Origin of the sequence: Martinezella tropici, assembly GCF_003287875.1 — a bacterium.
In the GTDB taxonomy this organism is placed as follows: Bacteria; Pseudomonadota; Alphaproteobacteria; order Rhizobiales; family Rhizobiaceae; genus Rhizobium; species Rhizobium tropici_C.
Window position 1 is genome coordinate 545571 of sequence record NZ_QMKK01000025.1, and the last position, 11437, is coordinate 557007.

Consider the following 11437-nt stretch of genomic DNA (forward strand, 5'->3'; position numbering starts at 1 on the left):
TGCTCGGAATTCGCCTGACCAGAAATATAATAAATCCCCGCCTGATAGGAGCTTTCTCGCTCTTCAAATATTATCCCAAATAACCGCTCTACCTCGGACTTCACAAGACTGAGAGAAGCATCACGAATTCCATATAGAAGCTAGCAAGACATCGGGTTCGATCACTTTGAAGAACGATACTTGGAGCTCGACTAGTGGTCGCCGTAGACGATCCGTCAATCCATCAAATTTTCTCGAGCTCTTCCGGCCAATATCTTCTGGATTTGATTGTTCCTCCGACCTCCAACAAATAAAATGGCCTGCTTTCCTTCTGATGCCAATGGATGCTGGAGACCACACCGGAATACCTGCTCGCCCTAACGAGTACGGCGTCACCAACTTCAAACCGCCAGCACTCTTTTGGCTCGATCATTTTCAGAATTTCTCGTCGGACTCTGAAAACTTGGTCACCACTACATATTGTGACATATTTCCCATCCTCACCAAGGACACGAAAAACCACGCCATACGGCCTAAATGCTCGCATGCGTTCAAGATCATCTGGGTGAATCAGCCATTCACCATTCTCTTCGAACCAAGGGCATAAAGCCCATATGACGTTATTGTCCATTGAATGGTTTGTATCCTTGAAAATCAGAGCTGAAGCTAGTGTTCGGAAGCTTACTGAATGCGCTCTCCGCATTGTTAAGAGATTCACTCGCCGGTTTGAAATGACCAGAAGTGTTGTCAATCGAATAAATTTTACCACCTCTTATATCAACCATGCCAGCGGCTTGTACTTGCGGATCGGATCCACCGATTAGCGTCGGATGAGGCATCCGCTGACCGGCACGCGACCCGATTATGATATTTCCACTGGTATCCACCACATACATGTATTGACCATTTGCAAGTTGGCCATCCAAACGGATTTTTCCAGATTCCGTTATGCTATCGGAAAGGCTCCGCGCCGTCGGATTTCTAATATAGCGGCCATTAACAAGTACCCCTGCAGCCTCATCTGCCGCCGCGAAGGAAGGATCGACGCTCCACAAACCTTTACTTGGGTTAGACGGATTGCCAACATCGGAAGCGGGTTTAACATTCTTTCCAACTCCAAGCGCACCATAAGCTCCCTCCAGCAGGGCCTGACTGCCAAAGTAAGCTAATCCGCCGTTGAGTTTACAACTGCTGCCAGGATTACGCTCACAATAATCGGCGGTTGCATAGGCATACGCGATATCTGTCTTCAATTGGCTTTGGCCAATAAGCTCGTTCTGCTGATAGGCAAGAGCCAAATCTGCAGCAGCTCTGGAGTATTTCAGCAGTTCGAGATAATCATTACCGAGCGTATCGTTCGAGTCGTGCAGAGAGGCTACTACGGCGTCCACACAGGCCCTTGTCTCGCAAGCGATTAATTGATTTTCCTGCGTGACGTTCAGATCGCGATATTCATCGACGATTTTCTCGACACAATTCTGATCGCCGTTGCAACTTCTTAGCTTGGAGATTTGCTCCTCGCGCTGTGCGTGGGTTAGGTAGTTAAATTGATAATTCGCAGCCCCGTAGGACCCTCCTTCTCCCCCGCCAGCCACGGCACCGACCGCCGAGCTGAGACTTGTTCCGATTAACGTAGCAAGGGTCTGCTTGTCCTGATCGGACAGGGTGCTGTCTTTCAGCATGCCCTTGACGAGATTGGCGATGGCGGGCGCCATCAAGGTTGTTACGGCACCACCTAGCGCGCCTTTCACTGCCCCTTCCCAGCCGTTTGCGCCACCAAGAATGCCAGCTCCGATGGCATGCAGCAGAGCACGCCCCTCGCCACCTTCTTTCCAAAGGTCGCGTTCGGCTTGGGTCGCCGCTTTCGCATACAGATCGGTTGCAATATCGCCCACCAGCCCCGCCATTGTCGCTTGCGCCGCCTGCAAATCCGCCTGCGTCTTATACTGCTGGCGCAGGATGTTCTGCAGGTCCGGCAAGCCGGGCAGCGAGGTGTTGGTGTTGTCCGTATCGCGGCGGATCGTGCCGATGTCCTGCACCTGGTGCGCGGGATCGGTGATCGTGATGCCGATATTGCCGCCGATGGCCGAATAGGCCTTGCCGGTCTCCTTCTCGCCGGCCTTGACGGGCGGAGCGATGGTGAGCCCGCTAGTGCCGATCCCGCCGCCATAGGTTTCGGCCTTCCAGGTCGAATGCGTGTCGATATCCGCAACCGTCAGGGTGCCGGTGGAGAAGGAGTTCTTGTCCGCCGTCGCCTCGCTGGTAATCAGCCCACCGACAAGCGACGTCTGACCTTTGACATCGATGTTGAGGCCGCCGGTGCCTGCATGGATGCCCGATTGTTCGGAGACGAGCACCGCATCGCCCTTGGCCTTCTGCACGGTGCCGGAGACGCCGGTGTTGCCAAAGCCGATCTGGCCGGAGACATTGAACTGATCGGCCTTGGCCTTCTGCGTATCCAGCTGGCTTTCGATCGTCAGGTTCTTGACATCGATCGCAACCGAATTGCCGGCAACCGTCGCCCCCTTCAGCGCGAGATCGTTGGTGACGATGGTGACATCGCCGGTGCCGTTCACATGCGTGTTCGTATGGCTGGTGCCGGAGGTTTCGGAGCCACCCTTGCCGTAGGAGGCGTTGACCCCCACGCCGGTCTCCTGGCAGCCGCCCTTGCTGGTGCAACCAAAGTTGACGCCGACGCCCACGCTCCAGGATTTGTTCGAGCTGGTCGAATCCGACGTGCCGGTGGCGGCGTTGAGGTTGATGTCGCCATTCGCCGCCGACAGGAAGATGTCGCCGGTCAGCGGGTCGCCGGAAACCGTGGGGATGCCGTTCTTGTCGTAGCCAGCCAGGATCTGCGCGCCATCACTGGTGATGGAGCCCTTCTCGGCCTCCATGGTGATCGAGCGACCGGCGCGAATATCCGTCACCACCGGGGTCGAGGACGACGAGGACCAGCTGCTTTCCTGATGATTGACACCGGCATTGATGCCAATACTGAAGGAAAGCCCCTTGCCTGCATCAAAATTCTCCGAAGCGGCCTTTAGATCCTTGTAGGCCTGATAGAAACCGAGGCCGGCAATGGCCGTATTGGTCAGCGCATTGACGCCGCCGCTGTCGGAAAGGCGCTCGGCCGAGTTCATGATGCTTTGGGCCGCCTTGCCAATCTGGCTCGTCACCGAGATAGTCACACCGGCAAAGGTCTTCTCATGCACCTCCTCGTAATTGGTGACGTCGTTGGCCGAGAGCAGATTGATATTGTTCTTGGCAAAGAGATTGACGTCGCGCTCGGCCGAAGCGCTGGTCGCCTGCAGGTTGACATTGTTGCCTGCCGAGATGTTGAGATCGCGGCCCGCCGCCAATGTCGATACCGCATTGGTATCGGACTGCTGCGCCTTGCTGTCCTTGGTTGACTGCGCACCAATACCGATCGAGAAGCCGCCATTGCCGGCGGAAAGTGCAAGACCGAAGCCGGACTTCTTCTGCTGCTGGGACTGTGACGAGCTTTCGGCGCCCGGGGTCACATTGACGTCTCGGGCCGCCGACAGGTTGATGTCACGATCGGCACTCACGGACGAACCCATGATATTGAGATCGGTCGTCCTTGCCGTCAGGTTGACGTCTTGACCAGCCGAAAGCGTCGAGCCGATATTGTCCGTGGAAGATTGCTGGCCCTGCTTTTCATTCTTGCCGTAGAGCGAGATGAAGCCGCCGCCGGAGCCGACGAAGAGGCCGGAATCCCTGCGCTTGCTGTCGGACTGGTGGTTTTCCTGCGCGCCGATGATCGAGACGCTTTCGCCGGAGACGTTCAGCGAGCCATCGGCATTGACCTTCGAACCGACAATGGCCGCCGCCTTGCCGGCATCCAGATTGACATCGCCCGAGGCTGAAAGCTGCGAGCCGATGGTCGTCTCGTTATAGCCGTCATAGCTCGAGCTGCCGCTGCGCAGGAAACCCTTGCGCTTGGCACTGTCATGCTCGGTCTCGGTGTCCTTGCCAGCGGTGACGATCAGATTGCCGCCGGTCTGGACATTGAGATCAGCAACATGCGTATCGTCGCCAGCCGTCACCTTCGAGGCGGAGACCGTGGTGTCGCCGCCGGAAATGATCGTCACGCCGTCCTTGCCGGAGAGTGACGAGCCAGCCGCCGTCGTGGTCTCGAGATGACCGGAGGCATTCTCCTTCGTCGAACCGAAGAAACCGCTCTTCTTGCTGGAGCTTTTGACATCGAGGGTTGCGCTGTCGGTCGCTTCAGCGATGGTGACGTTCTTGTCGGCCTGGATACCCAGCAAGCCTTCGGCGGCCATGGTCGAGCCGATGACGTTGATGTCGTTCTTGGACTTGGCGACCAGATCGCCACCCGCCGTAATCGTCGAGCCATTATGTGTCAGCTCGGACGAGGAATTTTTGCCGAACGTCGAGTTCGACTGGCTCTGAGACGTGGTGACATTGATGTCGCCGTTCGAGGTCAGGCCAACATTACCCTTGGCCATCAGATCGGAACCAGAGATCAGGACACCCGTGTTGGCGTTGACCCCAGCGTCACCGCTTGCGGTGATCGCGAGGTTGCCGCCGGCCGAGAGCTGCGAAGCCTGCTGATCGGTACTGGTCGTCTTGGTGTAGCCGTCGTCGGTGCGACGGGCGACATCGGTGGAGACGATATTGACCGCTCCATTCGTAGCAGTCACCGAAAGATTCCCACCCGACTTTGCGGAGGATCCGATGATGTTGACGTCATTATTGCCGACGATGGTAAGATTGCCGCCAGCGGTGACACGGGCGCCCGTCGCATTCTGCTGGCTACCATTATCAACCTTGACAGCAGCAAGGTTGACATTGGTGCCGGAAAGCTGGGCATTGCCGCCTGCGACGATCTTGGTGCCCTGCAAGCTCAGCGTACCGCCCGCGGCGATCTGCAGATTGCCGCCAGCCGACACGCCGGCATTGGTGTTGACGACATTCTGGCCGCCGATGGTCATCGTCTGAGCGGCAAGCGTAATGCCATTGGTGGCATTGAGGTTCATGTTGCCGCCGGCGAGGAAAGTGCCGCCATTGGCCTTGATCTCGGTCGCATTGATGGTCATGCCATCCGCTGCGGCAATCGCACCGGAATTGTTGACAGAGCCGGCATCGATGCTGACGCTGTTGCCGGCAATGACGGCGCCGCCTGCATTGACTTTCGCCTTATCAGCGGCCGAGAGATAGACGACCGGCACCAGCACCTGCGCGCCGTCGACGATCTGCGTCTGGTAGATCACCATCGACTGGGTCAGCGATGCGGCCTGCTCCGGCGTCAATGCTTGCCCGAGAGCAAGCCCGTTCGCCTCGGCATAAGCGACGCCGTTGTCGAGCAGCGTCTTCATCTGGTCGGTGGCATTGTTGCCGGGGATGAAGGATCCCGCGCCAAGGCCATCGCCCACCAGCTGCCGCATCTGTTCGTCTACCAGCTGATTGTCGAAATAGGCGTCGCCGAGGAAGGGAACCTTGGTCTCCGGCGTATAGCCAACTCGGCCGATGAAATAACTCGAGCCGTAGAACTTCGACACGTCGAGGAAGGCCGCCCGTGTCTCGAACAGGAAGATCTGGCCCGGCACCGTGCCGCCGACGCCGCCCGATTGCGGCTTGGCAAGCGAGGCGAGTTCCGCGCCATTGACCTGCAGCACCTGGGCAAGATTGCCGCTGCTGCCGAGAGCAGCGGTGAGCTTGCCCATCAGGCTGTTCGGACTGATCGCAGCGCCGCCAGTCGTCAGGCTGCCGGAGCTGATCGAAGGGCCGCTGGCGAGCGTCACACCATTGCCGCTCACCGAAGCGCCGACGTCTGCCGTCAGGCCGCTGCCGTTGGCCGTCGGGCCGCCGGCGATCGTCGTGCTGACGGTTGCCAACGATGGACCACTACCGACGCTCGCGCCGCCATTTGAGGCGAAACTGCCTAGCGCGGCATTGACGTTGAACAAGGCGCCGCCGGCCGTCATGCCATTCAGGGCCGACAGAGGATCGCTCGATGTCGAAGGCGCACTGACGGCCGCGCCGCCACTCGTCGAACCGAGCGACGTATTGTTGACCGTACCGAAATTGAGGCTCAGGGCGTGGGCCGCCTTGAGCGTGCCAGCCGCGCCGCCGATAACCTGCGATCCCGAGACGATCGACGTGCCGTTGGCGATATTGCGGGAAGGATCGGCCGTGCCATCGGCGTTGTAGGCCGAGCAGGCGCTCTGAGCGCTACAGGTCAGCATCGTGGTGCGATTGAGGACGACGCCTTCGTTGGTGAGCGTCGATCCCTTGAGCGTCGCATCACCGCCGGCCTCGATCCGGCTGTAGGAATTGGTGAGGTTGGTGGCATCGACCGTGAGATTGCCGCCGGCGCGGATCACCGCCTCGGGGCTCAGCGCACTGGTGAAGCGGTCTTCATAAACCGACTGCGATATGTTGGACGTCGGATCCCAAGTGTAGGTCGTGCTCGTATCCGAACCGTTGCGCACGACCTCATCGACGATGAAATAACGCGAGGGATTGTTGGGATCGAGGATGGGATTGCCGTTGGCATCCTTGGGAACGCGGGCCTTGATCCAGTCGAAGATCGGCCGAACCTCCGTCGGACCACTGCCGCTGACCCAGGTCCAGGCGTGATAGGAGGTGCCATCGGCAAGGGTTGCGACCGAATACAGCAGCGGCTGGTAGTCAGAAAACTGCCCCGGATCGACCCCCGCATAAAGCTGGAACATATTCTGGTCGGTCGATTCCAGATAGGCGAAGGGTTGGCCCGCGACCGCTGGATTGAGCACGAAGGTACCGACAACCGCACCGGAGGAGACCAGCTGACCCGTCACCCAGGTCGGCGTCGTCGATCGCCTGTTGATGAGATTGCTGGTGAGTATCGACATGTCACCACCAGACTGAATGAGACCGGACACATTGGTGACTGCCGCATTGCGCTGACCGGCGGTCGTCCCCTGGATGGTCAACCCGCCATCGGAAACGATAGCGCCCTGGTCATTGGTCAATGTGCCGCCGACGAGGAGGTTGGCGTTGCTGCCGGCAAAGACGAGGCCGGAGGGGCTGTTGTAGAAGTCGCCAGCGACGTTGAAGGTCAGATTGTTGCCGGCGGCAAGCTGACCGGTATTGCCGAGCGACGGCAGGTTGAGCGTCAGGTCATGCGCGGCAAGCAACGATGTGTTGGCGGTGGTGACGAGGCCTGCGGCAGAGATGGCGATGTCGCCGGAACCGCCGGCGACGCGATCACCGTTGCCGGTGACGCTGGAGGTGACGGTGCTGACCTCGGCATTGGACAGATCCGCATTGCCCGACAGATTGAGCGACAGGCCGCCGAAGACGAGATTGCTGCCGGACAGATTGGCGGAAGAGCCGTTGACAATCAGCGTACCGCCGCCGGCAATCCGGCTACCCCGGCTGCCGGAGAGATCGACGACACCGGTATTGAGCGTCAGATTGCTGCCGACACGGGTGGTGTTGGTATAGGCGATGGTCCCGGGCGCCGTGAGCGTGGCGCTGCCAAGGCTCTGCAGGCTGTTGTAACCGATGTTCTGCGTTGCCGTGGCGGCAAGATTGCCGCCCGAAAGCAGAGAATTGGCGCTGATGCTGCCGCTCGAGGCTGAGAGCGTCATCGCGCCGGTACGCTGCAGCATCAGGCTGCCGCCGGCCGCGGCACGGGTGGCGGTGAAATCGACGCCGGAGACCAGCGTGTCGATCGCCATCGATCGGGCGGATAGATTGGCGTTGCGGCTGGCAAGCGATTGGCCGGTGAGCGTGATCGCATTGCCCGCGGTGATCGTCAGATCGCCGTGGGAGACGGCATTCGCGCTGACATTGTTCGCCGCGTTGGCGGTGATGCTGCCGGCAGCAAGAAGGCTGTTGAAAGAGATGTCGCCTGCCGTGGCTAGGAGCGTGAGATTGCCGGTCGGACCAAGAATAACGTTCCCGGCGCCCGATTGGTCCATCGCCGCAAAATCGACACCGGCCGCGATGACGTTGCCGCTGACGGCAGATCCGGTGATCGAGACGTTGCTGGCGCCCAGGAGCTGCCCGTTGATCCTGATTGCGCCAGGACTGGTGGTCGAACCGATTGCGACGACGCCATGGCCCGTGATGTCGCCGCCCGTAAAGGCGCTCGCCGCCACATCGAGATTGCCGGCGACGATCAACGTATTGGCGGTGGCGCTTGCCGCATTGATGGTCAGATCGCCGCTTGCTTCGAGGGCGATGGCACCGTTTGAGGAGTGCGCGGTAGCGGCAAAATCGACGCCCGTGACGGCCTGATTGATCTGGACGGATGAACCGGACAGCAAGACATCGCCCGCACCGAGGAGCTGGCCCGAGACATTGACGCTGCTGCCGGCGGCAAGGGTAATGTCGCCATGGCCGGTCACGGCATTGGCCGCGATGGTGGCCGCCTGCGCGTCGATATTGCCGGCCGATAGCATGGTCTGCGCGGTGATGCCCGCAGAAGCGGTAAGATTCATATCGCCGGCAGTTCCGAGCACTATACCGCCGCCGGCGGCATTGGTGGCGGCAAAGTCGATGCCGGAGATCAGGATCGGGGCGCTGATACTGCCGCCATCGATCGTGAGATCGCCTGCGGCCAAAATCTGGTTGCTGACATCGACATTGCCGACGACATCAACCGTCCCGTGACTGGTGATGCTGGCGGCGATGAGGTCTGTCGCCCTTGCCGTGACATCGCCGGCCGACAGGATGGTTCCAGCCGTGATGTTGCCGGAGGCGGTCAAGCTGGTCTTGCCGGACTGCGCCAGCACGATGCTGCCGCCGGCGGCGTTGGTGGCGGAAAAGTCGATGCCGGAGATCAAGGTCGGTGCGCTGATGCCGCCGCCATTGATCGTGAGATCGCCTGCCGCCAGGATCTGGCTGCTCACATCGACATTGCCGACCATGCCGATATTGCCGTGGCTTGTGACACTGCCCGCCTGGAGATTGGCCGCCTTTGCCGTGATGTCGCCGGCCGAGAGGATCGTGCCGGCCGTTGCATTGCCGGAGACGGTGAGGTCCGTCGCACCGGTCCCTCCGAGCATGATGCTGCCGCCGTTCGCTGCGGTTGCCGCAAAATCCACGCCGGAGACCAGAAGTCCGGCGTTGAGGCTGGCGCCATCGATCGAGAGATTGCCGGCCGACAGTACCTGGCCACTAGCGTCTATGCGACCGCTGGCCTTCAGGTCGGTCCTGCCATGGCTTGTAATGCTGCTTGCCGTCAGATCGATCGCTTGCGCGGTAAGATTGCCCGCCGACAACAACGTGCCGATGGTGAGATTACCGCTCGAAAGCAGCGACACATCGCCACTCGAAGTCTGAACGATGTTGCCGTTGGCGGCAGCCGTACCGGCGAAATCGACACCGGACACGATAGCGCCGGCCGCGATGTTCGGGCCTGAGACACTGATGTTTCCGCCACCAAGGACTTGGCCGTTGACGGTGGTGGTGCCGGCGAGCGTGATATCCTTGTGCCCGGTGATGGTGGCGGCCGTCACGCTGGCTGCGTTGATGTTGATAGTACCGGCGGCTTCCACAGTCGATGCAGAGAATCCGCCACTGAGCCGCGCAGCCAGATTCCCGGTCTGGCCAAGAACGATATTGCCACCGGATGCATCCGTTGCGGCGAAGTCGATACCGGCGACGACAGACTGTGCCGACAGGCTTTGACCGGTGATCAGGACATTGCCGGCCGCGAGAATCTGGCCGGTGATGCTGGTCGCGCCATTCAGCGTGGCATCGCCATGGGCAGTGACGGCATCCGCGCTCACGGCCGTACCGCTGGCCGAAAAAGTGCCAGCCGAGAGCAATGTGCCGGTCTTGATCGCACCGGTCGAAGCAAGAGTCAGATTGCCGCTTGTCGTCTGGACGATGTTCCCATTGGCGGCTGCCGTTGCTGCGAAATCGACGCCCGAGACAATGGCGCCGGCTTTGATGCTCGAGCCAGAGATACCGATGTTGCCGCCGCTAAGCATCTGCTGATTAACGGTGGTTGCCCCGGCGAAGGTGATGTCTTTATGACCTGTGACGGCATCTGCCGTCACAGTCGCGGCATTGACGTTGATGGCACCGGCGGCTTGCATCGTCGACGCCGAAAATCCACCACTCAACTGAGCTGTCAGGTCCCCAGCGCGATTGCCTGCAATCGTCGCGGTCTGACCAACAACGATATTGCCGCCGGCGGCGTTAGTTGCGCCGAAGTCGACGCCCGCAACGACGGTCTGCGCTGCCAGACTTTGGCCAGTGATCAGCACGTTACTGGCGCCCAGGATCTGGCCCGTAACGCTGGTGGCACCCCGGAGCGTCACATCGCCATGCGCCGTGACGCTCCCGGCCGTGATAGTAGACCCGGCCGCATTGAGGCTACCTGCCGAGAGTAGTGTGCCAGTGTCGATGTTGCCCGCGGCGACAAGTGTCAGATTGCCGCTTGTCGTTTGGACGATACTTCCGTTTGCGGCTGCCGTTGCTGCGAAGTCTACACCCGAGACCGCGGTACCGACCTTAATGCTCGAGCCAGAGATGCCAAGGTTACCGCCGCCAAGCAACTGGTTGGTGATATCAACGCGACCGCTTGCGGTCGTCGTGGCGACACCGCCAGCTGCCGTGCCGGAAAGGCTAATATCCTCGTGACCGGTAATCGCATCTGCAGTGATGGACGCGCCGCTGACGTCGATGGCACCCGCAGCCTGTATGGTCGGCACCGCAATGGCGCCATTGACGTTCACCGTCAAATTCCCGGCGTGGCCAAGGACGATATTGCCGCTGGCCGCATTGGTCGCATCGAAGTCGATGCCGGAAACGATGGTCCGAGCCTTCAAGCTCTGGCCGCTGATCAATACGTTGCCGGACGCAAGGATCTGGTCCGTCACGCTGATCGCGCCGCCGAGCGTCATCTCGCCATGGGCCGAGATATTGCCGGCCGTGACCGTCGCGGCACCGGCAGTGAGATTGCCGGCAGAGAGCAAAGTTCCAGCGCTGAGCGCGCCAGTGGCCGTCAATGTCAGATTGCCGGTTCCGGCTGATGGTGCGCCAAGCACGACGCTGCCTCCGGCCGCATTGGTGGCGGCAATGTCGACGCCGGAGACAATAGCGTCCGCCTGGATGCCAGAGCCGGAAACGCGGACATTGCCGCCGCCGAGGACCTGACCGATGATATCAACACTGCCGCTTCCGGCTCCCGCACTGGTGGCGCCTGAAAGCACGATGTCCCTGTGGCCGGTGATCGTGTCGGCGGTGATGGTCTGGCCGGTGGTATTGATCGCGCCGGCTGCAAGCACAGTCCCTGCCTGTATGGCGCCAGCACTGTCGTTGATCGTCAGATCACCGCCACCCGCACTGAGCACGATATTACCGCCATTGGCTTTGGTCGCGGCAAAGTCGACGCCGGAGGCGAGAAGACCGGCGCTGACACCATTGGCGTTGCCATTGATGGTGATATTGCCCGCGCCGAGCAATTGGTTGG

General features: G+C 60.3%; 2 protein-coding genes. Both read right to left on the minus strand.

The window, feature by feature from the left end; all coding sequences use genetic code 11:
- Positions 1-223: 223 nt before the first annotated feature.
- Entirely contained in the window at positions 224-610 is a 387-nt protein-coding gene (locus tag DQ393_RS10570) for a DUF6960 family protein (protein WP_112341705.1), read from the minus strand.
- Positions 600-11429: a hemagglutinin repeat-containing protein gene (locus DQ393_RS10575; RefSeq protein WP_245430300.1), complete on the minus strand. Its 10830-nt coding sequence runs from the start codon at positions 11427-11429 to the stop codon at positions 600-602. Before DQ393_RS10575 ends, DQ393_RS10570 begins: the two co-directional genes overlap by 11 nt.
- Between the last annotated feature and the right edge of the window lie 8 nt (positions 11430-11437).